The organism is Agromyces sp. NPDC058064, assembly GCF_042885275.1.
Taxonomy (GTDB): domain Bacteria; phylum Actinomycetota; class Actinomycetes; order Actinomycetales; family Microbacteriaceae; genus Agromyces.
In genome coordinates, this window is the sequence record NZ_JBHVSE010000002.1 from 1,003,339 (window position 1) to 1,027,426 (window position 24,088).

Annotated in this window: 16 protein-coding genes; 12 read left to right on the forward strand and 4 right to left on the reverse strand. The window is 73.0% G+C overall.

Annotated elements, in window-relative coordinates:
* Positions 1–145 precede the first annotated feature (145 nt).
* Both ACFVSL_RS10540 and ACFVSL_RS10545 read left to right on the forward strand, forming a co-directional pair.
* The gene (locus ACFVSL_RS10540) at positions 146–2,068 is read left to right on the forward strand and encodes a hypothetical protein (protein ID WP_386940827.1); all 1,923 of its coding nucleotides are present in this window, start codon (positions 146–148) and stop codon (positions 2,066–2,068) included.
* Positions 2,065–3,012, forward strand: coding sequence for a tetratricopeptide repeat protein (locus ACFVSL_RS10545; protein ID WP_386940829.1), 948 nt, complete (start codon positions 2,065–2,067; stop codon positions 3,010–3,012). Before ACFVSL_RS10540 ends, ACFVSL_RS10545 begins: the two co-directional genes overlap by 4 nt.
* 51 nt (positions 3,013–3,063) lie before the next feature.
* On the opposite strand, the gene glgB is transcribed toward ACFVSL_RS10545, so the two are convergent.
* Positions 3,064–5,265, reverse strand: coding sequence for a 1,4-alpha-glucan branching protein GlgB (glgB, locus tag ACFVSL_RS10550; protein WP_386940830.1), 2,202 nt, complete (start codon positions 5,263–5,265; stop codon positions 3,064–3,066).
* Positions 5,265–7,277, reverse strand: coding sequence for an alpha-1,4-glucan--maltose-1-phosphate maltosyltransferase (locus tag ACFVSL_RS10555; RefSeq protein WP_386940831.1), 2,013 nt, complete (start codon positions 7,275–7,277; stop codon positions 5,265–5,267). Before ACFVSL_RS10555 ends, glgB begins: the two co-directional genes overlap by 1 nt.
* A gap of 86 nt (positions 7,278–7,363) precedes the next feature.
* On the opposite strand from ACFVSL_RS10555, the gene glgP reads away from it, so the two are divergent.
* A complete protein-coding gene (gene glgP / locus ACFVSL_RS10560) occupies positions 7,364–9,946 on the forward strand; it encodes an alpha-glucan family phosphorylase (RefSeq protein WP_386940833.1) in 2,583 nt (860 codons plus the stop codon).
* Positions 9,947–9,964: 18 nt separating this feature from the next.
* Here the strand turns inward: glgP and ybaK are convergent, their stop codons facing one another.
* Positions 9,965–10,465, reverse strand: a complete 501-nt coding sequence (ybaK, locus tag ACFVSL_RS10565; protein WP_386940835.1) for a Cys-tRNA(Pro) deacylase — start codon at positions 10,463–10,465, stop codon at positions 9,965–9,967.
* Positions 10,465–12,552 carry a glycogen debranching protein GlgX gene (glgX, locus tag ACFVSL_RS10570; RefSeq protein ID WP_386940837.1) on the reverse strand — a complete coding sequence of 696 codons (2,088 nt, stop codon included), beginning with the start codon at positions 12,550–12,552 and terminating at the stop codon, positions 10,465–10,467. The genes ybaK and glgX overlap by 1 nt, the downstream gene beginning before the upstream one ends.
* A 98-nt stretch (positions 12,553–12,650) precedes the next feature.
* Here glgX and ACFVSL_RS10575 point away from each other — a divergent pair, with 98 nt between their 5' ends.
* From ACFVSL_RS10575 to ACFVSL_RS10615, 9 genes are all read left to right on the forward strand, one after another.
* A complete protein-coding gene (locus ACFVSL_RS10575) occupies positions 12,651–13,904 on the forward strand; it encodes a cysteine desulfurase family protein (RefSeq protein WP_386940839.1) in 1,254 nt (417 codons plus the stop codon).
* Between the two features lie 141 nt (positions 13,905–14,045).
* Positions 14,046–14,573 carry a DUF1269 domain-containing protein gene (locus ACFVSL_RS10580; RefSeq protein WP_386940841.1) on the forward strand — a complete coding sequence of 176 codons (528 nt, stop codon included), beginning with the start codon at positions 14,046–14,048 and terminating at the stop codon, positions 14,571–14,573.
* Between the two features lie 43 nt (positions 14,574–14,616).
* Complete coding sequence (gene mnmA / locus ACFVSL_RS10585) at positions 14,617–15,741, forward strand: tRNA 2-thiouridine(34) synthase MnmA (protein ID WP_386940843.1); 1,125 nt, start codon at positions 14,617–14,619, stop codon at positions 15,739–15,741.
* A 47-nt stretch (positions 15,742–15,788) separates the two neighbouring features.
* Positions 15,789–18,137 (forward strand): NAD-dependent DNA ligase LigA, encoded by a 2,349-nt coding sequence (ligA, locus tag ACFVSL_RS10590; protein WP_386940845.1) that lies wholly within the window; start codon positions 15,789–15,791, stop codon positions 18,135–18,137.
* 45 nt (positions 18,138–18,182) lie between these two features.
* The gene (locus ACFVSL_RS10595) at positions 18,183–19,910 is read left to right on the forward strand and encodes an alkaline phosphatase family protein (protein WP_386940847.1); all 1,728 of its coding nucleotides are present in this window, start codon (positions 18,183–18,185) and stop codon (positions 19,908–19,910) included.
* 36 nt (positions 19,911–19,946) lie between these two features.
* Complete coding sequence (gene gatC, locus ACFVSL_RS10600; protein ID WP_386940849.1) at positions 19,947–20,246, forward strand: Asp-tRNA(Asn)/Glu-tRNA(Gln) amidotransferase subunit GatC; 300 nt, start codon at positions 19,947–19,949, stop codon at positions 20,244–20,246.
* Positions 20,243–21,778, forward strand: coding sequence for an Asp-tRNA(Asn)/Glu-tRNA(Gln) amidotransferase subunit GatA (gene gatA / locus ACFVSL_RS10605; protein ID WP_386940851.1), 1,536 nt, complete (start codon positions 20,243–20,245; stop codon positions 21,776–21,778). Before gatC ends, gatA begins: the two co-directional genes overlap by 4 nt.
* The gene (gatB, locus tag ACFVSL_RS10610; protein ID WP_386940853.1) at positions 21,778–23,298 is read left to right on the forward strand and encodes an Asp-tRNA(Asn)/Glu-tRNA(Gln) amidotransferase subunit GatB; all 1,521 of its coding nucleotides are present in this window, start codon (positions 21,778–21,780) and stop codon (positions 23,296–23,298) included. The genes gatA and gatB overlap by 1 nt, the downstream gene beginning before the upstream one ends.
* A gap of 109 nt (positions 23,299–23,407) precedes the next feature.
* On the forward strand, positions 23,408–24,037 hold the full coding sequence (locus tag ACFVSL_RS10615) for a hypothetical protein (RefSeq protein ID WP_386940855.1): 630 nt from the start codon (positions 23,408–23,410) through the stop codon (positions 24,035–24,037).
* The last annotated feature ends 51 nt before the right edge of the window (positions 24,038–24,088 follow it).

Consider the following 24,088-nt stretch of genomic DNA (forward strand, 5'->3'; position numbering starts at 1 on the left):
TGCGGGAATCGTTCCGATTGTACGGGGCTTCGGGATGCCTCGGGGTCCGCTCGTTGCCAGCGTTCGGTGAGGCGACTCACAGACTCAGCCGGTAGTGTGGAATGTCTTTGTCGGATGCCGCCACGCGCGGCTTTGGAGGTTGTTCGTGCGCTTCGCCCTCGCAATCGTGGCCTTCGTCGCCGCGGCCGTGATGATCGGGCTCGGCATCGCCCAACGCACGGTGTTCATGGAACCCGATCGGGTCTCGATGTCGGCGGAGTCCGACGGTGAGAGCGCGTTCCTCGTGATCGGTCCCGACGCGCTGGCCGCGAACCCGGGCAAGCAGGAGATCTCGGTGACGGGCGACGGGCCCGTCTTCATCTCCTACGGCCGCACGACCGACATCGAGGCGTGGCTCGGCGAGATCCCCTACGTGTCCGTGGGCTACGACCCCGAGGAGAAGGCGCTCGTGACCGAGACGGTCACCGCCGCGCCGGGCGACGACCTCACGGCCGAGACCCCGGCCGAGACGCCCGCGACCCCCGCACCGACCGCGACCCCGGCTCCGGCGGCGACCGAGACGCCGGCTGCGACCGAGGCCGCACCCGACCCCGAGGCGCTCGCGGCGGCGACCCCCGTCGGTTCCGACCTCTGGCTCGACGAGTTCACCGGAGACCGCTTCGTGACCACGACCATCGACGTCCCCGAGGGCATCTCCGTGCTCGTCGCGTCCGACGGGCTCTCCCCGGCGCCCGCCCGCGTGTCGCTCGACTGGCCCACCGACACCGTGACGCCGTGGGCCGGTCCGCTGATCGTCGGCGGCGCGCTCGTCTTCCTCGTCGGGCTCGCCCTGCTCGCGTCGGGGTTCATCCGTCACAAGCGATCGCGCGGTCCGCGACGCAACCTGCCGAAGGGCCCGCGCGGCCGGCTCCCGAGCGCCCCGAAGCCGACCCGCAACCAGGTCGCCGGCGGCGGCCGCCGTGCCATCGGGCGCGCCAAGCGGGTCGCGATCGTGCCCGCCCTGCTCGTGCCCGCCCTCGCACTCTCCGCATGCTCGGCCGACTACTGGCCGAGCTTCGACGGCGCGGGCGCCCCGGCGACGACCGCGCCGGCGACGCCGCCCGCCTCCGGCGACGCCGAGGCCGAGGCCGAGGTCGATCCCGAGGCGCCGACCGTCGAACCGGCCGTGACGGTGCCGCAGATGGAGCGGATCATGCGCCGCCTCGCGGTCTTCACGAGCGAGGTCGACGAGTCCCGCGACGCCACCGCCGCCGCCGAGCGGTTCGTGGGCCCGCCGCTCGAGGCCCGTGCGGCGAACTACACCATCCGGGGCACGCTTCCCGACCACCCGCTTCCGCCGGCGATCCCCGCCGCCCCGGTGACGCTCACCCTCCCGCAGCAGTCCACGGGCTGGCCCCGCACGGTGCTCACGATCGCGAAGAACGCCGATGACGAGACGATCGCGCCGACGGCGCTCGTGCTCGTGCAGGAGACTCCCCGAGAGAACTACCACGTCATCTCCCAGACGGCGCTCGTGCCCGACACCGACGTGCCGGAGGTCGCCCCGGCCTCGATCGGCGCCCCGCCGATCTCGCCCGAGTACAAGGGCCTCGTGATGCCCACGGGCCAGGTCGCCGCGGCCTACGCCGACATCCTGCAGAACGGTGCGGAGAGCGCCTTCGCCCCGATGTTCGCCCTCGACGACTCCGATCTCGACGAGGCGCTCAACGCCGCGACCCGCAAGAAGGCGGCCGAGACCGAGAACCCGACGGCGACGCTGACCGTCTCGACGGCCGCGGGATCGATGCCGCCGATCTCGTTCGGCACGATCGACGCCGGTGCGATCGTCGCGGTCGACGTGCTCCGCGGCGAGAATAGCGTGCCCAACGACGGCGGCACCACCGGCTTCCAGGAGGGCGGCAGCGCCGCGGCGCTGTCGGGCTTCACCGAGCAGAGCGCCAAGGGCGTCTCGCGGGCGAGCGGCATCCAACTGCTCTTCTACGTCCCCGGCGTCAGCGCGGGCGAGAACGCGCAGATCCAACTCCTCGGCTGGTCCGAGAGTCTCATCCGAGCAGCGGAGGTCAAGTGACGAACCCGATTCCTCCCTCAGGGGCGGCCCTCCGCGGCGCCGTCGACCTGTCGTCGCTCGTGCAGCGTCAGCAGTCGGCCGCAGCCCCCACCGGGGCGCACGCGCCGTCGTCGGCCGACCGGATCGTCGTCGAGACCGACGACGCCGGCTTCGGCGCCGTCCTCGAACTCTCGCGCACGGTTCCCGTCGTCGTCGCGCTCTGGGCCTCGTGGAGCGAGCCGTCGCAGGCGCTCCTCGGAGCCCTCGAACGACTGGTGCGGGCCCGCGACGGCCGACTGGTCCTCGCCGCGGCCGACGCCGACCGCAGCCCGCAGCTCGTGCAGGCGTTCCAGGCGCAGGCGATCCCGACGGTCGTCGCGCTCGTCGCAGGGCAGCCGGTGCCGCTCTTCGCGGGCGAGCAGCCCGACGACGTCATCTCGCAGCTCTTCGACCAGCTGCTCGAGCTCGGCGCCCAGCACGGCGTGGCCGGCCGCGTCGAGCCCGGCGAGGGCGACGCCGAGGCGACCGCGCCCGAGCCGGTCGAGGCGCCGCTGCCCCCGCTGCACCAGGAGGCGTACGACGCGATCGAACGTCGCGACTACGACGCGGCCGCCGCGGCGTACCGCACCGCCATCGCGCAGGACCCGCGGGATGCGCTCGCGGTCGCCGGACTGGCCCAGGTGAACCTCCTCGGCCGACTGGCGGGCAAGACCCTCGACGAGATCCGCCAGGCGGCCGCCGGTGCGCCCGACGACCTCGCCGCGCAGCTCGACGTCGTCGACCTCGACGTCTCGGGCGGTCACGTCGACGACGCGTTCGACCGGCTCCTCTCGATGTTCCCCGCGCTCGACGCCGACGGCCAGAAGCTCGTGCGCGAACGACTCGTCGAGCTGTTCGAGGTCGTCGGCACCGAGGACGCCCGTGTCGCGGCCGCCCGTCGTCGCCTTGCGAGCCTGCTCTACTGAGCCGAGCGACCACGTCGTGAAGGCGGTGCCGTACGGCACCGCCTTCACGCGTCAGGCGTCGAGCTCGAACCAGACCGCGCCGAGCGGCGGCAGGGTGAAGCTCGCCGAGGCGGGGCGCCCGGCCCACGGCACCGGCTGGGTGTCGACGCCGCCGATGTTGCCGACGCCCGAGCCGCCGAACTCCGCGGCATCCGAGTTCAGCACCTCGCGCCACCGGCCGGTGAACGGCAGGCCGAGCCGGAAGCCCTCGTGGGGCCGCCCGGCGAAGTTCACGATGCAGAGCAGCGGGCGTCGCTCCCGGTCGAAGCGGAGGAAGGCGAGCACGTTCTCGGCCGCGGCGCCGCCCTCGACCCATTCGAATCCGGCGGCGTCGTCGTCGAGCTGCCACAGCGCCGCCGTCTCGCGATAGCGGCGGTTCAGCGCGCCGACGAACTCGGCGAGCTGCCGGTGGCTCGGCTGGTCGAGGATCCACCAGTCGAGGCCGCGCTCCTCGCTCCACTCGCTGAGCTGCCCGAACTCCTGGCCCATGAACAGCAGCTGCTTGCCGGGGTGCGCCCACATGAACGCGAGGTAGGCCCGCACGTTGGCGAGCTGCTGCCAGTGGTCGCCGGGCATCTTCCGCACGAGCGAGCCCTTGCCGTGCACGACCTCGTCGTGCGAGATCGGCAGGATGAAGTGCTCGCTGAAGGCGTAGAGGAACGAGAAGGTCAGCTCGTGGTGGTGGTGCGAGCGGTGCATCGGGTCGCGACGGACGTACTCGAGCGAGTCGTGCATCCACCCCATGTTCCACTTGTAGCCGAAGCCGAGCCCGCCCGACGAGGTCGGGGCGGTGACGCCCGGCCACGACGTCGACTCCTCGGCGATCATCACGATGCCTGGGTTGCGCTTGTACGCGGTCGCCGTGGCCTCCTGGAGGAAGGCGATCGCCTCGAGGTGCTCGCGGCCGCCGTGCACGTTCGGCAGCCACTCGCCGTCGGCGCGCGAGTAGTCGAGGTAGAGCATGGATGCCACCGCGTCGACCCGGAGCCCGTCGACGTGCATCTCCTCCAGCCAGAAGAGGGCGTTCGCGACGAGGAAGTTGCGCACCCGGGGGTTGCCGTAGTCGAAGACGAGGGTGCCCCAGTCCTTCTGCTCGCCGCGCCGGGGGTCGGCGTGCTCGTAGAGGGGTTCGCCGTCGAAGCGGGCGAGCGCCCACTCGTCCTTCGGGAAGTGCCCGGGCACCCAGTCCATGATCACGCCGATGCCGGCGCGGTGCAGGCGGTCGATGAGGTGCTTGAGGTCGTCGGGGGAGCCGAACCGGCTGGTCGCGGCGAAGTAGCCGGTCACCTGGTAGCCCCAGGACCCGCCGAAGGGGTGCTCGGCGAGGGGCATGAACTCGACGTGCGTGTAGCCCAGCCAGCCGAGGTACTCGATGAGCTCGTCGGCGACGTCGCGGTAGCCCCTGCCCGGCCGCCACGAGCCGAGGTGCAGCTCGTAGATCGACATGGGGCGTTCGTGCGCGTTCGTCGCGGCGCGATGCGACAGCCAGTCGGCGTCGCCCCACTCGTACGTGCTGACGTCGACGACCGAGGCCGTCGCGGGCGCCTGCTCGGCGCGCCGCGCCATGGGGTCGGCCTTCATGATCCAGTCGCCGGAGCCCGTGAGGAGCTCGAACTTGTAGCGCGCCCCCGGCTCGAGCTCGGGCACGAAGAGCTCCCAGACGCCGCTCGCGCCCATGCTGCGCATCGCGTGCCCCGCGCCGTCCCAGCGGTTGAAGTCGCCGACGACCCGAACGGCGCGGGCGCGCGGCGCCCAGACGGTGAACGCGGTCCCGCTGATCGAGCCCGAGACGCCCCAGTGCTCGCGGTGCGCCGCGCCGAGCGCTCGCCAGAGCTCCTCGTGGCGGCCCTCGCCGATCAGGTGGAGGTCGAGCTCGCCGATGGTCGGGGCGAAGCGGTACGGGTCGTCCGCGATCCACTCCCCGCCGTCGGCGTAGCGGGCGCGGATCAGGTAGTCGCTCGGACCGAACGCCGCGGCTCCCGCCCAGATGCCGTGGCCCACGTGCTCGAGCGCCAGGACCTCGCCCCCCGCGAGGACCGCGTCGACCGAGTCGGCGAGCGGACGGCGGGTGCGGATCGCGGTGAAGGGCCCGGGCTCGCCTCCGCGCGCGAAGCCGTGCTGGCCGAGCACCGAGTGGGGGTCGGCGTGCCGCCCCTCGGCCACGGCGGCGAGGAGCTCGTCGGCGACGGCGGGCGCGGTGATCGGTTCAGGCATCAGGTCCTTCTCACGTGGAGGATGTGCGCGGGTCTGGTGAAGGCGTCGAGCCGCACGTAGTTGGAGGCGCCCCACGTCCAGGTGGCGCCGGTGACGAGGTCGTCGACCTCGACGACCGCGTCGTCGTCGAGCCCGATCGCCGTGAGATCGAGGTGCACCGTGGTCTCCCGGACGGAGTGCGGATCGACGTTCGCGACGACGATGACGGTGTCGTCGACGCCGTCGGGCGTGAACCGCCCGTCGAGGTGCTTCGAGTACACGAGCACCGAGTCGTCGTCGCTGGCGTGGAAGCGCAGGTTGCGGAGCTGGCCGAGCGCGGGATGCTCGGCGCGGATGCGGTTCAGGATGCCGAGGTAGAGGGCGAGCGAGCGGCCGGCCGCCTCGGCGGCGGCGAAGTCGCGGGGCTTGTACTCGTACTTCTCGTTGTCGATCGCCTCCTCCGCGCCGGGGCGGGCGACCGACTCGAACAGCTCGAAGCCCGAGTAGACGCCCCAGAGCGGCGCCGCGGTCGCTGCGATCGTCGCGCGCACCGTGAATGCGGCGGGCCCGCCGAACTGCAGGTACTCGGTGAGGATGTCGGGCGTGTTCACGAAGAGGTTCGGACGCATGAAGTCGGCCGTCTCCTGCGAGACGGAGGTGAGGAACTCCTCGAGCTCGGCCTTCGTGTTGCGCCAGGTGAAGTACGAGTACGACTGCTGGAAACCGGCCATCGCGAGCGCCTGCATCATCGCCGGGCGGGTGAACGCCTCCGCGAGGAACACGACGCCCGGGTCGTCCGCGTTCACGGCGCCGATCAGCCGCTCCCAGAACTCGAGGGGCTTCGTGTGGGGGTTGTCGACGCGGAAGATGCGCACACCCTGCTTCATCCAGTGGCGGACGATGCGCAGGACCTCGTCGAAGATGCCCTCCGGGTCGTCGTCGAAGTTCACCGGGTAGATGTCCTGGTACTTCTTCGGCGGGTTCTCCGCGTAGCGGATCGTGCCGTCGGGCAGCTGCGTGAACCAGTCGGGGTGCTCGGCCACCCACGGGTGGTCGGGCGAGGCCTGGAGTGCGAGGTCGAGCGCGACCTCGATGCCGAGCGCATTCGCGCGGCGCACGAAGGCGCGGAAGTCGGCGAGCGTGCCGAGGTCGGGATGCACGGCGTCGTGGCCGCCCGGGCTGCCGTCCTTCATCGGACCGCCGATCGCCCACGGCGAGCCGGGGTCGCCCGGACCCGGGGTCAGCGTGTTGTTCGGGCCCTTGCGGTTCGTCACGCCGATGGGATGGATCGGCGGCAGGTAGACGACGTCGAAGCCCATCGCGGCGACCGCGTCGAGGCGCCGCTGCGCCGTGCGGAAGGTGCCCGACCGCCAGGTGCCGTCCTTCAGGCGCCGGGCGCCCTCCGAGCGCGGGAAGAACTCGTACCAGGCGCCGACGCCGGCGTGGCGGCGCTCCACCACGATCGTGTGCTCGGCCGAATCGCTCGAGAGCCGTGCGAGCGGGCGGGCGTCGAACTCGGCGAGCAGCGGGTCGTCGACGAGCGGCCGGCGGTCGGCGACGGATGCCCCGGGGTCGCGCAGTCGCCCGGCGAGCGCCGCGATCCGGGTGCGCACGGCCTTCGGCCGTGCGGTCTCGGCGGCGGCGCGGTCGAGGAGTCGCGCGCCGATCTCGAACATGAGGAGGGCGTCGACCCCCGCGTCGATCTTCACGGCGGCGTCGTGACGCCAGGTCGCGACCTCGTCGTCGAAGCCCGTGACGTGCCAGCGCCATTCGCCGAGCTCGTCGAGCCGCACGAGCGCCTCCCACCGATCGGTGCCGGGCGCCATCGGCGCCATGCGCTCGCGCCGCACGGCGCCCGACGGGGACGTGATGACGAGCATCGCCCCGACGCGATCGTGGCCCTCGCGGAAGACCGTCGCCCGGAACGGCACCACCTCGCCGTCGAACGCCTTCGGACGCCAGCGTGGATCGGGTACGGCCGGGGTGATCCGGGTCACGGGGATGCGGCCGGCGAGAGGGGAAGCGATGCTCACGTTCCGACCGTAGCGCGTCGCCCGGCGATTGAACCCCGCAGCACGCTGTTCACACGTTCGACACGGTCGCCTCCTAGTCTGAGGGAGTGAAGTCGATCCGGAAGTTCACCGTCCGTGCCGTCGTCCCCGCCCGCCTCGGCGCCCTCGAGGAGCTCGCGGCGAACCTCCGCTGGGCCTGGCACGAGCCGACGAAACGCCTCTTCGCGCACATCGACCCCGATGGGTGGGCTCGTTCCGAGCGCGATCCCGTGACCTTCCTCGGCGAGGTCGACCCCGCTCGGCTCGATGCGCTCGCAGGCGACGACGAATACGTGGCCTGGGCCGACGCCGAGCGCGACGGCCTGCGCGGCTACCTCGCCGAGCCGCGCTGGTACCAGGGGCTCGGCGCCGGGACGCCCCGGCTCGTCGCCTACTTCTCGCCCGAGTACGGCATCGCCGCCGCGCTGCCGCAGTACTCGGGCGGACTCGGCATCCTCGCCGGCGACCACCTGAAGGCGGCCTCGGACCTCGGGGTGCCGATCGTCGCCGTCGGGATCTTCTACAAGGCGGGCTACTTCTCGCAGTCGATCTCGTCGGACGGCTGGCAGCAGGAGCGGTATCCCGTGCAGGATCCCGACGGACTGCCGCTGAGCGTCCTCCGCCGCCCCGACGGCAGTCCCGTCCAGATCTCGATCGCGCTGCCCGGCGGGGCGATGCTCGCGGCGCGCGTGTGGAAGGCCGCGGTCGGCCGGGTGACCCTGCTGCTCCTCGACACGGACGTCCCCCCGAACGCCGACGAGCTGCGAGGCGTCACCGACCGGCTCTACGGCGGCGGTAGCGAGCACCGGCTGCTGCAGGAGCTGCTGCTCGGGATCGGCGGGGTGCGGGCGATCCGCGCGTGGTCCGAGCTCACGGGCTCGCCCGACCCCGAGGTGTTCCACATGAACGAGGGGCACGCCGGGTTCCTCGGCCTCGAGCGCATCTCGAGCTACATCGGCGAGGGCCTGGCCTTCGACGAGGCGCTCCAGCTCGTGCGCTCGGGCACGGTGTTCACGACGCACACGCCCGTTCCCGCGGGCATCGACCGGTTCGACCGCGCCCTCGTCGAACGCTACGTCACGGCCGAGCTGCTGCCGGGCGTCGACCCGGCCGACGCGCTCGCGCTCGGCGTCGAACCGGGCTCCGACCCGGCGACGAGCGCCTTCAACATGGCGATGATGGGGCTCCGCCTCGCCGGGCACGCCAACGGCGTCTCCGAGCTCCACGGCGCCGTGAGCCGGCGGATGTTCGGCGCGCTGTGGCCGGGCTTCGACGCCGACGAGGTGCCGATCACCTCGATCACCAACGGCGTCCACGCGCCCACGTGGACCGACCCGGCGCTCGTCGCGCTCGCCGAACGCGCCCTCGGCACCGACGACAGCGAGCACGCCGACTGGCTGAGCCCGGCGCTCGCCGACGCCGAGCTCTGGGCGGTCAAGCGCGAGATGCGCACCCGCCTCGTCGACGACGCCCGCCGCCGGCTCGCCGCGGGCTTCGTCGAGCAGCACCCCGGGGCATCCGCACCCGACTGGATCACCGGCGCCCTCGACCCCGAGGTGCTCACCGTGGGCTTCGCCCGGCGGGTGCCGACGTACAAGCGGCTCACCCTGATGCTCCAGGATCCCGAGCGCCTGACGGCGATCCTCACCGACCCCGAACGGCCGGTGCAGTTCGTGATCGCCGGGAAGTCGCACCCCGCCGACGACGAGGGGAAGCGGCTCATCCAGCAGCTCGTCCAGTTCGCGGCCCGACCCGGGCTCCGCGAGCGCATCGTCTTCCTGCCCGACTACGACATGGCGATGGCGGAGACCCTCTACCCGGGCTGCGACGTCTGGCTGAACAACCCGCTGCGCCCCCTCGAGGCGTGCGGCACCTCCGGCATGAAGGCGGCGATGAACGCCGCGCTCAACCTCTCGATCCTCGACGGCTGGTGGGCCGAGTTCGCCGCGGACGACTTCGGCTGGGTCATCCCGTCGGCCGATTCGGCCGGCGACGCGGCCGAACGCGACGCCCGTGAGGCGGCGGCGCTCTACGACCTCCTCGAGCACCGCATCGTGCCCGCGTTCTACGATCGGCCGGCCGCGGCCGACCCGGCCCAGACCGGGTACTTCGAGCGCGACGCCGACCGGGTCCCGGCCGAGTGGGTCCGGATGCTCCGGACCACCCTCGCCCGGCTCGTTCCCGAGCTCGGGGCCGACCGCATGGTGCGCGAGTACGTCGATCGCCTCTACCGGCCCGCGGCCGCGCGGTTCGGCACCATGCGCGCCGACGACGCGCGGGCGGCGCGGGGCTTCGCCGCGTGGGCGGCGAAGGTGCGGGCCGCCTGGCCGCGGGTCGCGGTGCTGCACGTCGAATCGGGCGGCCTCGACCAGCCCGCGGTCGGCGACGAGCTGCACGTGCGCGCCGAGGTCGCGCTCGGCGGGCTCGACGTCGCAGACGTCGCCGTCGAGCTCGTCTCCGGTCGCAGCACGGCCGCCGACGACCTCGCCGATGCCGAGCGCACGCCGCTCGCGGCCACCGGCGGCGGCAGCTGGGAGGGCACCGTGACCCTCGATCGGGCCGGTTCCTTCGGCTACACGGTGCGCGTCGTGCCCGCGCACCCGCTGCTCGCGGATCCCTCGGAGCTCGGCCTCGTCGCCGTCGCCGGCTGAGCCGGACGTCGACCGGGCTCAGCGGTCGCGGGCGATCGAGGCGAAACGGCCGCCGGTGACGTCGAGGAGGTCGTCGGGTGCGAGTTCGAGGTCGAGGCCGCGGCGGCCTCCGGACACGTAGATCGTCTCGCACAGGATCGCGGACTCGTCGAGCACGGTCGGCAGCGGCGTCTTCTGCCCGATGGGGCTGATGCCGCCGACGACGTAGCCGGTCTTGCGCTCCGCGAGGCGCGGGTCGGCCATCTCGGCGCGCTTGCCGCCGAGCGCCGCCGCGAGCGCCTTGAGGTCGAGCTGCCGGGCGACCGGCACGATGCCGACGGCGAGCTCGCCGTCGATCTGCGCCAGCAGGGTCTTGAACACCCGGTCGGGGTCGAGGCCGAGCTTCTCGGCGGCCTCGAGCCCGTACGCCTGGGCACGCGGGTCGTGCTCGTAGGCGAGCGCCGTGAACGCGACCCCGGCGCGGGCGAGGGCGAGCGTCGCGGGCGTGCCGGCCGCGGAGGCATCCGTGCGCCTGGCCATCACGCGTCGCCCTCGGCGCGGAACAGCCGCATCGACGGCCCGGTGACCGCCATGCGCTCGCCGGGGCCGTGCGTCGCCGGGTCGTCGCCGCGGCCGCCGGCCGGGGACTCCTCGGCCGAGTCCCAGAGCAGCGTGTACCCGGTGACGCCCGGCGCGGCGGGCAGCACGACCTCGGTCGCGGTCTCGCGCGCGTGCACGACGAGGAGGATGCGATTGGGCGCCTCGGTCTCGGGGGTCGAGGCGGCCAGGTACTGGAGGGTCCGCTCGGCGGGGGAGTTCCAGTCGTCGGCGTCCATGGTCTCGCCGTCGGCGTTGAACCAGTCCATCTGCGATGCGCTCGGGATGCGTTCGCCGCTGCGCCCGAACCGGATCGGGCGCAGTGCCGGGTTCTCGGCGCGGAGCCGCAGCAGGTGCCGCGTCGTGGCGAGCAGCTCGCCGGCGAAGCGAGGGCGGTCCTCCGCGGCCCACGCCAGCCAGCTGAGCGGGGAGTCGTGGCAGTACGCGTTGTTGTTGCCGCGCTGGGTGCGGCCGAACTCGTCGCCCGCGGTGAGCATGGGCACGCCGGCGGAGAGCAGCAGGGTGCCGAGCAGGTTCCGGATGCTGCGACGGCGGGCCGCCCGGATCGCGGGGTCCTGCGCCTCGCCCTCGACGCCGTGGTTGTACGAGTTGTTGTTGTCGGTGCCGTCGCGGTTCTGCTCGCCGTTTCCGAGGTTGTGCTTGACGTCGAACGCCGTCAGGTCGGCGAGGGTGAACCCGTCGTGGGCGGTCACGAAGTTCAGGCTCGCGAGTGGGCCCCGCTCCTGCGAGAACGTGTTCGACGAGCCGGCGAGGCGGGTGGCGAAGCGGCCGATGCCGCTGCCGGCCGAGCCCGTCTCGCGCTCGCGGCGCAGGTCGCCGAGCCAGAAGTCGCGCATGCGGTCGCGGTAGCGGTCGTTCCACTCGCTGAAGCCGGCCGGGAAGTTGCCGGTCTGCCAGCCGTCGGGGCCGACGTCCCACGGCTCGGCGATGAGCTTGGCCGCCCCGAGCACCGGGTCGGCGAGCATGCGCTGCAGCAGCGGGTGCCCGGGGGAGTAGCCGCCGTGGTCGTCGCGTCCGAGGGTCACGCCGAGGTCGAGCCGGAACCCGTCGACCTGGAGTTCCTCGGCGAAGTACCGCATCGAGTCGAGCGCGAGCCGCACGGGGGCCTCGTGCCCGAAGTCGAGCGTGTTGCCGCAGCCCGTCGTGTCGACGTAGCGGCCGTGCGCGTCGTGCCGGTAGTAGCTCGCGTTGTCGATGCCGCGGAAGCTGTACGTCGGCCCCTGCCTGCCCTCTTCGGCGGTGTGGTTGTAGACGACGTCGAGCACGACCTCGAGGCCCGCCTCGTGCAGGCGTCGCACCATGCCGGCGAACTCGCGCCGCACCGCGTGCGCGCCCTCGGCCTGCGCCGCGGCGCTCGCGTACGGCGCGTGCGCGGCGAAGAAGGCGAGCGTGTTGTAGCCCCAGGCGTTCACCCGCCCCTGGCGCACGAGCCGCTCCTCCGAGACGAACGCGTGCACGGGCAGCAGCTCGACGGTCGTCACCCCGAGGCCGGTGAGGTACTCGAGCGAGGCGTCGTGGGCGAGTCCGGCGTAGGTGCCGCGCAACGCCTCGGGCACCGCCTCGTTGAGCCTGGAGAAGCCGCGCACGTGCGTCTCGTACACGACGGTGCGGTCGAGCGGTACCCGGGGCTTCTGCACCCCGCCCCAGTCGAAGCCCGACTCCTCGAGCGCACCCAGCACGACGCCGCGCCACGAACCGTCGTCGGCGCGGGCGAGCCCGCGCGCGTAGGGATCGAGCAGGGTGTGCACGGGGTTGAACGCGTGGTCGAAGTCGGCCGGTCCGTCGACGCGGAGTCCGTAGTGGGCGCCGGGCACGAGCCGCGCCGACTCGCCCGACCACACGCCGTGCGCGTCGCGCGAGAGCGGCGTGCGCTCGACCGCCCAGTCGAGGTCGTCGGGGTCGAACACGACGAGGTCGATCGCGCTCGCATGCTCCGACCACACGCGGATCCGCCCGCCGTCGGCGCCGGCGCGGACGCCGAGGGCGTCGAGGGCGTCGGGCGCTGGCATGCGTTCTACAGTAGTTCTTGCGGGCGATCGGCCTGCAAGCGCGTGCAGGCGGCGCGCCGGAGCATCCCGCCTGTTCGTCGGAGCTCTCGGGAGGGTGCATGGTCTACCTCGACCACGCGGCGACCACGCCGATGCTGCCCGAGGCCGTCGAGGCGCTCACCGCCGCGCTCGCCGTGGTGGGCAACCCCGCCTCGATCCACAGCGCGGGCCAGCAGGCGAAGCGGCTGCTCGAGGAGTCCCGCGAGCAGATCGCGGCGACGCTCGGTGCCGACGGCATCGAGATCGTGTTCACCGGCAACGGCACCGAGGCGGTGAACCTCGCGATCAAGGGCCTCTGGTGGCAGCGGCGCACGCCCGCGCACACCGGGACGGGGGCGAGCGGCGCCGCACGCACCCGCATCCTCGTGCCCGCGGGCGAGCACCACGCCACGATCGACGCGGTCGAGTGGCTCGCCGAGCACGAGGGCGCCGAGGTCGTCGAGCTCCCGATCGACGAGGAGGGCCGCCTCCGGCTCGACGTGCTCGCCGACGAGCTCGCCCGCGATGCGGCCTCCGTCGCACTCGTCACGATGCTCTGGGCGAACAACGAGGTCGGCACGATCCAGCCCGTCGAGGAGGTCGCGCGCCTGACCGCGGAAGCCGGCGTGCCGCTGCACGTCGACGCCATCGCGGCGTACGGGCAGGTGCCGGTCGACTTCCACGGCCTCCGCCGGGCGACCGCGGCGCCGCGCGGGGCGGGGCTCGTCGCGCTCAGCGTCTCGGCGCACAAGATCGGCGGGCCCGCCGGCATCGGTGCGCTCGTCCTCGACCGCTCGGCCGCGGTCGAGCCGCTGATCCACGGCGGCGGGCAGCAGCGCAAGGTGCGCTCCGGCACGCAGGACGTCGCGGCCGCGGCGTCGTTCGCGGCGGCGGCGACGGCGGTCGCCTCACGGCTGGGCGACGATGCGGCGAGGATGTCGGCGCTGCGCGACCGGCTCGTCGCCGGGGTCGGGGCCGCGGTGCCCGAGGCGCGCCTGTCGGGCGCCCTCGGCCCGGGGGCCTCCGTCCGGCTGCCGGGCAACGCGCACTTCTCCTTCCCGGGGTGCGAGGGCGACTCGCTCCTCTTCCTCCTCGATGCGGCCGGCGTCGCCGTCTCGACCGGCTCCGCGTGCCAGGCGGGCGTGCCCGAGCCCTCCCACGTGCTCATCGCGATGGGCCGGAGCGAGGCCGACGCCCGCGGCGCCCTGCGCATCACGATCGGGCACACCTCCACCGACGCCGACGTCGACGCGTTCCTCGCGGCGCTGCCCGCGGCGCACGCGCAGGCCGCGAAGGCCGGTCTCGCGGCCAGGGCGACCTCGTTCGACCGCTGAACCCCGCTCGATCCTGCCGACACCGTCACCGTCACCCGAATCGGGTGATGCACGCGGTGTCGCGCCCGTCCTAGGCTGCGGCTGACACTCGCATGCAGTCCGGCGGCACCGAGGTCGCCGGCGAGAACCGGGGGGCGTGGAATGACCGATCAGCGGGTTGCGGCGATCGCAGCGCAGTACGACGACGAGGCGACGGCGAAGACCGACTTCGCCGAGGTCGCGGCGCACTTCAAGGACTCCGAGCACAGGCACGAGTCGTTCGACGCGGCACTGATCCGACGCGGGCTCGGCGGCGAGCTCACCGTGGTCGAGCGCGAGCTCAGCGGACACCACAGCGCCAGGACGGGCCTCGGCGTCGGCCTCGCGACGGGACTCGCGGTGGCACTGTTCCCCGCCGTCGCGCTCGGCGGCGCGCTCGTGGTCGCGGGCGGCTCGGGGGCCGGCATCGGCGCGATCGCCGGGCACTTCGCCCGCAAGTCGCCCTCGAAGGACCTCGCGGCGATCAGCGAGACCCTCGACGCCGGCAGCGCCGGGATCGTCGTGGTCGTGGACCCGTCCGACGCCGACGAGGTCGCGACGCTGCTCGCGAAGGCGGCGAAGGTGACCAGGAAGGACCTCGCGGTCGACCGCGACGAGCTCGACGACGAGCTCGACGAAGCGTACGAGTGAGGCCGCGGGGCATCCGTTCAGGCGGCCTGCCTACACTGGAGGGGTGAAGGTTCTCGCAGCGATGAGCGGCGGCGTCGACAGCGCCGTCGCCGCTGCGCGCGCCGTGGAGGCCGGGCACGAGGTCGTGGGCGTGCATCTCGCGCTCAGCCGCATGCCCGGCACCCTCCGCACCGGCAGCCGCGGCTGCTGCACCATCGAGGACTCGATGGACGCCCAGCGCGCCGCGAACGTGCTCGGCATCCCGTACTACGTGTGGGACTTCTCCGAGCGCTTCAAGGCCGACGTCGTCGACGACTTCATCGCCGAGTACTCGGCCGGGCGCACCCCGAACCCGTGCATGCGCTGCAACGAGCGCATCAAGTTCGCCGCCCTCCTCGAGAAGGCGCTCGCGCTCGGCTTCGACGCCGTCGCGACCGGCCACTACGCGAAGGTCGTCACCGGCGAGTCGGGCGCGCTCGAGCTGCACCGCGCGAACGCCGAGTCGAAGGACCAGTCCTACGTGCTCGGGGTGCTCACCGCAGCGCAGCTCGCCCACGCCTACTTCCCGCTCGGCGACACCGCCTCGAAGCAGCTCGTGCGCGCCGAGGCGGCCGAGCGCGGACTCAGCGTCGCGCAGAAGCCCGACTCGTACGACATCTGCTTCATCCCCGACGGCGACACCAAGGGCTGGCTCGCCGAGCGCGTCGGCACCGAGACGGGCGACATCGTCGACCGCTCGGGCGCCGTCGTCGGCTCGCACGAGGGCGCCCACGCGTTCACCGTGGGCCAGCGCCGCGGCATGCGCCTCGGCACGCCGGCGGCCGACGGCAAGCCGCGATTCGTGCTCGAGGTGCGCCCGAAGGAGAACACGGTCGTCGTCGGCCCGAAGGAGGCGCTCGCGATCGGGCTCATCGCCGGGTCGCGCTACTCCTGGGCCGGCCTCGGCCCCGTGGCATCCGGCCTCGTGACCGCCGACGGCGAGCCGTTCGACTGCGAGGTGCAGATCAGGGCGCACGCCGACCCCGTTCCCGCGTCTGCCGTGCTCGAGGCGGGCGAGCTCGTCGTGACCCCGGTGCAGCCGCTCGACGGCGTGGCCCCCGGCCAGACGGCCGTGATCTACGTCGGCACCCGCGTGCTCGGCCAGTTCACCATCGACCGCACGGTGAGCGCGGTGCCGGTCGAGGCGTGACCGCCCGTCGCCGACGCGCCGTCGGGGGTGGCTCATAGGATGGCGATGTGAGCGAGACCCCCGCCGAGAACGACCTTCCGACCGACTTCGACGCAGCACGAGCCGAGGCCGACGCGCTCACGGCGCGCATCGAGGGCGCGCGGCTCGCCTACTACGGCGACGGCGACTCGCCGCTCTCCGACGCCGAGTACGACACCGCGTTCCACCGGCTCGAGGCGATCGAGCGCGCGTTCCCCGAACTCGCCGGGCAGGACAGCCCGACGCAGCAGGTGGGCGCCGCGGTCGTGTCGGCCGGGTTCCCCGAGCACGAGCACGCCGAACGCATGCTGAGCCTCGACAACGTGTTCTCCATCGACGAGTTCCGCGAGTGGGCGGCGAAGGCGCAGGCCGCCGCCGGGCGACCCGTGCACTGGCTCTCCGAGCTCAAGATCGACGGCCTCGCGATCAGCCTCGCCTACCGCGACGGCGTGCTCGAGACGGCGACGACCCGCGGCGACGGCCGGGTCGGCGAGGACATCACCGAGAACATCGACCTGATCCCCGTGATCCCGCGACGGCTCGAGGGCTCCGGGTACCCGCCCTTCTTCGAGGTGCGCGGCGAGGTCTTCCTCCGCACCGTCGACTTCGAGGCGCTGAACGAGCGCCAGCACGCGCTGCAGGCGGCGTTCGAGGCCGAGTGGCTCGCGAAGGGCCGGCCCGCCGACGCGGTGCCGACGCGCTACCCCGAGTTCGCGAACGCCCGCAACACCGCGGCGGGCAGCCTGCGCCAGCGACGCGAGAAGAAGAGCGGGTTCGAGCTCGAGCTCATGCGCGAACGGCTCGGCCGGCTCTCGCTCTACCTGCACGGCATCGGTGCGTGGGCGTCCCCCGAGGTCCAGGCGCAGTCCGAGATCTACGGGCTGCTCGCCTCCTGGGGGCTCCCGGTCTCGCCGCACTCCCGCGTGTTCCTGTCGGTCGACGACGTCGCCGACTACATCGTCGACCGGGGCGAGCACCGCCACGACGTCGAGCACGAGATCGACGGCATCGTGGTGAAGATCGACGAACTCGAGCTCCACGCCGAGCTCGGGGCGACGAGCCGCGCGCCGCGCTGGGCGATCGCCTACAAGTACCCGCCCGAGGAGGTGCACACGAAGCTCCTCGACATCGTCGTCGGCGTCGGCCGCACCGGCCGCGCGACGCCCTACGCCGTGATGGAGCCCGTGAAGGTCGCCGGCTCGACCGTGCGGCAGGCGACGCTGCACAACCAGCAGGTGGTGCGCGCCAAGGGCGTGCTCATCGGCGACACGGTCGTGCTCCGCAAGGCGGGCGACGTGATCCCCGAGATCCTCGGCGCGGTCGAGCAGCTGCGCGACGGCAGCGAGGTCGAGTGGCACATGCCCGAGCGCTGCCCCGAGTGCGGCACGCCGCTGCGGGCGATGAAGGAGGGCGACATCGACCTCCGCTGCCCGAACGCGAAGTCCTGCCCGGCGCAGGTCCGGGGCCGGGTCGAGCACATCGGCTCGCGCGGGGGCCTCGACATCGAGGCGCTCGGCGAGGTCACCGCCGCGGCGCTCACCCAGCCCTCGGTGCCCTCCGAGCCGCCGCTGGCGACCGAGGCGCGCCTCTTCGACCTGACGCTCGACGAGCTCGTGCCCATCGAGGTCGTCGTGCGCGATGCAGAGACGGGCGAGCCGAAGATCGACGAGGCCAGCGGCGAGCCGGTGCGACGCGCGCCCTTCCAGAAGGTGCGCATCACGTATCCGCCCGGCACCGAGCAGCTGACGCCGGGCGAGCGCCGCGCGGCGGGCGTGAAGAAGGACTTCCGCGAGGTGGGCCCGTCCGAGGCGGCCACGAAGCTCCTCGCCGAGCTCGAGAAGGCGAAGACCAAGCCGCTCTGGCGTCTCATCGTCTCGCTCAACATCCGCCACGTCGGGCCCGTCGCGGCGCGCGCGCTCGCCGACTGGTTCGGCTCGCTCGACGCCGTCCGCGCGGCGTCGCGCGACGAGCTCGCCGAGGTCGACGGGGTGGGCGGCATCATCGCCGACTCGCTGATCGACTGGTTCGGCGTCGACTGGCACGTCGAGATCGTCGACCGATGGACGGCGGCGGGCGTGCAATGGGCGACGCCCGGCCACCCGGGTCCGGGCGCGGCCGCCGCGGCCGGGGGAGTGCTCACCGGCCTCACCGTCGTCGCGACCGGCAGCCTCGAGGGGTTCACCCGCGAGGGCGCCCAGGAGGCGATCATCGCCGCGGGCGGCAAGGCGGCGTCGAGCGTCTCGAAGAAGACCGACTTCGTCGCCGCAGGGCCGGGGGCCGGGTCGAAGCTCGCGAAGGCCGAGGAGCTCGGCATCCGGGTGCTCGACGCGGCGCAGTTCGCCGTGCTGGTGAGCGAAGGGCCGGCAGCGCTCGGCTGAGCGACGGCGGTCGTGGCGGGGGCCGGGGCCGGGAAGCAGGGGGAGATGGCGGACGAGGCGAGCGGCACCGAGCGCGCGGCGGCGACGCGGCGCGACTTCCTGAAGCTCGGCGGCGCTGCCGCGGCCGGGGCGGTCGTCGGCGGGGCGGCGGGCGCCGCGATCACCGCCGCCGTCGCCGGGGCGGCGAGCGCCGGGCCCAGCGCGAGCCCCGTGGCATCCGGTGGGCCGATCGCCCACTGGGTCGTGCTCATGGGCGAGAACCGCTCGTTCGACAACCTGCTCGGCCGGCTCTACACGCCCGACTCGCCGCCCGAGGGCTCGGGTTTCGACGGGCTCGCGTTCGGCGACTACGCGAACGACGACCGCGACGGCACCCGCATCGCCGCGCACGTCTACGACGGACCGACCGACGCGATCATGGGGCGACCCGATCCCGACCCCGGCGAAGAGTATCCGCACGTCAACACCCAGCTCTTCGACACCATCGACCCGGCGTCGAACGAGGGCAGCGGGGTCGGCGAGATGACCGCGCCGTTCAACGCCCCCGACGACACCTCCTCGCCGCCGATGAGCGGCTTCGTGCGCGACTACCGCTCGCACCTGCAGGCGCTCCGCCACGGGCGGGAGCCGGGCGACCACGAGGTCCGGCAGATCATGGGCGGCTTCTCACCCGAGATGCTGCCGGTGCTCTCGACCCTCGCCCGCGAGTTCGCCGTGTTCGACCACTGGCACTGCGCGGTGCCGTCGCAGACGTTCTGCAACCGCTCGTTCTTCCACGCCTCCACCTCGCACGGATTCGTGACCAACGTCGAGCACGGCGGCTACCGCAAGTGGCTCGACGCCGATGCCGCTCCGACGATCTTCAACCGGCTCGACGACGCCGGGCTCACCTGGCGGGTCTACTTCGACGAACTGCAGCTGATCTCCTTCACTGGCTTCCTGCACGCCCCGTCGCTCGAGAAGTACTGGCGCACCGAGCACTTCGCGACGATGGCCGACTTCGAGCGCGACGCGGCCGACGGAACCCTGCCGGTCTACGCGTTCATCGAGCCGCGCATGGTCTACGACCACAACGACTTCCACCCGCCGGTGGGGCGACCGCGCGAGGGCGAGGCCGACGGCGAGCTCATCGTCGACAGCGCGGTCTCCGACGTGCGCGCCGGCGACGCGCTCGTGCACCGGGTCTACGAGGCCGTGAAGAACGCGGCGACCGCGACGGGGTCGAACGCGCTCAACACGCTCCTCCTCATCACCTTCGACGAGCACGGCGGCACCTACGACCACGTCGCGCCGCCTGCGGCCGCCCCGCCCGGCGAGAAGGACGCCGAGGGCGAGATGGGGTTCGCCTTCGACCGGCTCGGCGTCCGCGTGCCGGCGATCGCCGTCTCGGCGTACACGCGGGCCGGAACGGTGGTGAACGACGAGTACCACCACGCGGCGCTCATCGCGACGCTCGCCCATGCGCACGGCCTGCGCGAGCTCACCGAGCGCGACCGCGGCGCGCGTCGCCTCGATGCGGTGCTGAACCTCGACGCTCCACGCGATCCCTCCACCTGGCCGTCGCCGACGCCGCAGTTCGTGCCGCCCAATCCCGAGGCCGCCGACCACCCGGGAACACGGCATCCCGACCGCCCGCTCAGCCCGCCGGGCCGGGGCCTGCTGGGGCTGCTGCTCGCGAAGTTCGCGCCCGACGAGCCGCTGCCCGAGACGTACGCCGACGCGCTCGACGTGCTCGAGCGGCACGGGCACGGGCTCTTCGGCGCGCCCCGATAGAATCGTTGGATTCCCACCACGAGACGACGGAGCAGCATGTCCGAAATCAGTGCGGAGCAGGTCGCGCATCTCGCGAACCTCGCACGTATCGCGCTCACCGATGAAGAGATCGGGCACTTGACGACCGAACTCGCCCAGATCATGCAGGCGGTCGAGAAGGTGAGCGAGGTGGCCACGCCCGACGTGCCGCCGACGAGCCACCCGATCCCGATGCAGAACGTGTACCGCGACGACGTCGTCGGCAACACGCTGACCGCGGAGGAGGCGCTCTCGGGCGCCCCCGAGTCCGACGGCTCGCGCTTCGTCGTCACCGCCATCCTGGGAGAAGAGCAGTGAGCGACGAACTGATCCGCCTGTCCGCCGCCGAGCTCGGCGAGAAGCTCGCCGCGGGCGACGTCTCCTCGGTCGAGGCCACGCGCGCGCACCTCGATCGCATCGCCGCCGTCGACGGCGCGGTGCACGCGTTCCTCCACGTCGAGGGCGATCGCGCGGTCGAGACGGCCGCCGAGATCGACCGCCGCCGCGCCTCGGGCGAGGCCCTGGGCCCGCTCGCCGGCGTGCCGATCGCCATCAAGGACGTCCTGGTCACGAAGGGCATGCCCTCGACCTCGGGCTCGCGCATCCTCGAGGGGTGGATCCCGCCCTACGACGCGACCCCCGTCACGAAGGTCCGCGAAGCGGGGCTCATCCCGCTCGGCAAGACCAACATGGACGAGTTCGCGATGGGCTCGTCGACCGAGCACTCGGCCTACGGCCCGACCCACAACCCGTGGGACCTCGACCGGATTCCAGGCGGCTCCGGCGGCGGTTCGGCCGCCTCGGTCGCCGCGTTCGAGGCGCCGCTCGCGCTCGGCAGCGACACCGGCGGCTCGATCCGCCAGCCCGCGCACGTCACGGGCACCGTCGGCGTGAAGCCGACCTACGGCGCGGTCAGCCGCTACGGCTCGATCGCCCTGGCGTCGAGCCTCGACCAGATCGGCCCGGTCACCCGCACCGTGCTCGACGCGGCGCTGCTGCACGACGTCATCGCGGGTCACGACCCGCTCGACTCGACCTCGCTGCCGCAGGCCTGGCCGTCGATGGCCGAGGCCGTCAAGCGGGCGGATGTCTCGGGCCTCCGCATCGGCGTCATCAAGGAGCTCGACGGCGAGGGCTTCCAGCCCGGTGTCCGCCAGCGCTTCCACGAGGCGCTCGAGCTGCTCGAGCGCAACGGGGCCGAGATCGTCGAGGTCAGCGCCCCGCACTTCGAGTACTCGATCGCCGCGTACTACCTCATCCTGCCGGCCGAGGCCTCGTCGAACCTCGCGAAGTTCGACTCGGTGCGCTTCGGCCTGCGGGTCACGCCCGACGGCGCGGGCACGGTCGAGCAGGTCATGGCCGCGACCCGCGAGGCGGGCTTCGGCCCCGAGGTGAAGCGACGCATCATCCTCGGCACGTACGCCCTCTCCGCGGGCTACTACGACGCCTACTACGGCAGCGCCCAGAAGGTCCGTACGCTCGTCCAGCGCGACTTCGACGCCGCCTTCGCGAAGGTCGACGTGCTCGCCTCGCCGACGGCGCCGACCACGGCGTTCAAGTTCGGCGAGAAGCTCGCCGACCCGGTCTCGATGTACCTCAACGACATCGCGACCATCCCGGCGAACCTCGCGGGCGTGCCCGGCATCTCGGTGCCGACCGGCCTCGCCCCCGAGGACGGCCTGCCCGTGGGCATCCAGTTCCTCGCGCCGGCGCGCGAGGACGCCCGCCTGTACAACGTCGGCGGAGCGCTCGAGCAGCTGCTCGTCGCCGAGTGGGGCGGCCCGCTGCTCGGCAGGGCCCCCGATCTGACCGCACACGAGCTCTCCGCGACCGAGGAAGGCGCACTCTGATGGCCCGCGCTGAACTGATGGACTTCGACAAGGCCCTCGAGCTCTTCGAACCGGTGATCGGCCTCGAGGTGCACGTCGAGCTGAACACCACGACGAAGATGTTCTCGTCGGCGCCGAACCCCGCGAACTCCGCGTTCCACGGCGCCGAGCCGAACACGCTCGTCTCGCCGGTGTGCCTCGGCCTGCCGGGTTCGCTGCCGGTCGTGAACGGCGACGCCGTGCGCAAGTCGATCTCGCTCGGGCTCGCGCTCGGCTGCTCGATCGCCGAGTCGAGCCGCTTCGCGCGCAAGAACTACTTCTACCCCGACCTCGCGAAGAACTACCAGATCTCGCAGTACGACGAGCCGATCGCCTTCGACGGCGAGCTCGAGGTCGAGCTCGAGGGCGGCAAGACCTTCATGATCCCGATCGAGCGCGCCCACATGGAGGAGGACGCGGGCAAGCTGACGCACGTCGGCGGCGCGACGGGTCGCATCCAGGGTGCCGAGTACTCGCTCGTCGACTACAACCGCGCGGGCGTGCCGCTCGTCGAGATCGTCACGCGACCGATCTTCGGCGCCGAAGCGGACGCGCCGGCGCTCGCGAAGGCGTACGTCGCGACGATCCGCGACATCGCCCTCGCGCTCGGCATCTCCGAGGCGCGCATGGAGCGCGGCAACCTCCGCTGCGACGCGAACGTGTCGCTGCGGCCCCGAGGCCAGGAGAAGCTCGGCACCCGCACCGAGACGAAGAACGTGAACTCGTTCCGTTCGATCGAGCGCGCGGTGCGGTACGAGATCCAGCGGCAGGCGGCGATCCTCGCCAAGGGCGGCACGATCACGCAGGAGACGCGCCACTGGCACGAGGACACCGGCACCACGAGCCCGGGCCGTCCGAAGTCCGACGCCGACGACTACCGCTACTTCCCCGAGCCCGACCTCGTGCCGGTGGCGCCGTCGGCCGAGCTGATCGAGGAGCTGCGTTCCGCGCTGCCCGAGCCTCCGGCCGCACGTCGCCGCAGGCTGAAGGCCGAGTGGGGCTTCACCGACCTCGAGTTCCAGGACGTCGCGAACAGCGGCCTCGTGAACGAGGTCGCCGAGACCGTCGCCGCGGGCGCCTCGCCCGTCTCCGCCCGCAAGTGGTGGACGGGCGAGCTCACCCGGCTCGCGAACGCCTCGGAGCGCGACGTCGCCGAGCTCGCCACGCCGGCGCAGGTCGCCGAGCTCGCAGCGCTCGTCGACGCCGGCACGCTCACCGACCGTCTCGCCCGCCAGGTGCTCGAGGGCGTCGTCGCGGGCGAGGGCTCGCCGCAGGAGATCGTCGACGCCCGCGGGCTGGCCGTCGTCTCCGACGACGGGGCGCTCATCGCCGCGATCGACCAGGCGCTCGCCTCGCAGCCCGACGTGCTCGCGAAGATCCGCGACGGCAAGGTGCAGGCCGCCGGTGCCGTCATCGGCGCCGTGATGAAGGCGATGCAGGGCAAGGCCGATGCCGCCCGCGTGCGCGAGCTCGTGCTCGAGCGCGCGGCCGCAACCGAGTAGCACCCGCCGAGCGAGAGCCGGGCACGACGTTCGCGTCGGCCCGGCTCTCAGCCGTTTCCGGGGGAGGACCGGAAGAATCGAACTCCCCTTCACGATCAGCGAGGACACCATGGGATTCTTCGATCGACTCTTCGGATCACCCGAGCAGCCCGCACCGCGCCAGGTGCCGCCCGCACCTGCGCAGCGACTCAGCGACGACGAGCTCGCGCTCGAGCGCTACCGCTACCTGCTGCGCACCGCACCGCCCGAGTCGATCGAGCAGGTGCACGCCGAGGCCTTCGCGAAGCTGACGCCCGAGCAGCGGGCCGCCGTCTACCGTTCGCTCGCCGACCAGGCTCCCGCGGGGGAGCGTCTCGTGTCGGACGAGCCGTCGGCGCTCGCGCGGGCGGCGACGCGCGCCGAGCTCCGCGAGCCCGGCAGCATGGAGCGGGCGTTCCGCGGGGCGGATGCCTCCGGCGCACGCGCGGGCCAGGCCGGCCCCTCGTTCGGCCAGATGTTCGGCAGCTCGCTGCTCGGCACCGTCGCGGGCGTCGTCATCGGCTCCGCCGTCGCGCAGGCGCTCCTGCCCGACCCCTCGGCCTTCGAGGCGGGCGGTGCCGAGTCGGGCGCCGACGGCTCGGTCGACGCGGGCTCGGCGGACGCCTCGGCGGATGCGGGCGCCGACTCCGGCGGCGACTTCGGCGGATTCGGCGACTTCGGCGGCGGCGACTTCGGCGGCGGCGGCGACTTCGGGTTCTAGCCCGCAGGTGACGGCACGAGTGCCGGTCGGAGGCGAAGGACGCCGCTCGAC

Coding starts and splice junctions, on each gene's coding strand:
- ACFVSL_RS10575 (WP_386940839.1), top strand. CDS start 12,651: ATGGTCTACCTCGACCACGCGGCGACCACGCCGATGCTGCCCGAGGCC.
- glgX (WP_386940837.1), bottom strand. CDS start 12,552: ATGCCAGCGCCCGACGCCCTCGACGCCCTCGGCGTCCGCGCCGGCGCC.
- gatC (WP_386940849.1), top strand. CDS start 19,947: ATGTCCGAAATCAGTGCGGAGCAGGTCGCGCATCTCGCGAACCTCGCA.
- ybaK (WP_386940835.1), bottom strand. CDS start 10,465: ATGGCCAGGCGCACGGATGCCTCCGCGGCCGGCACGCCCGCGACGCTC.
- ACFVSL_RS10615 (WP_386940855.1), top strand. CDS start 23,408: ATGGGATTCTTCGATCGACTCTTCGGATCACCCGAGCAGCCCGCACCG.
- ACFVSL_RS10595 (WP_386940847.1), top strand. CDS start 18,183: ATGGCGGACGAGGCGAGCGGCACCGAGCGCGCGGCGGCGACGCGGCGC.
- ACFVSL_RS10580 (WP_386940841.1), top strand. CDS start 14,046: ATGACCGATCAGCGGGTTGCGGCGATCGCAGCGCAGTACGACGACGAG.
- gatB (WP_386940853.1), top strand. CDS start 21,778: ATGGCCCGCGCTGAACTGATGGACTTCGACAAGGCCCTCGAGCTCTTC.
- glgB (WP_386940830.1), bottom strand. CDS start 5,265: ATGCCTGAACCGATCACCGCGCCCGCCGTCGCCGACGAGCTCCTCGCC.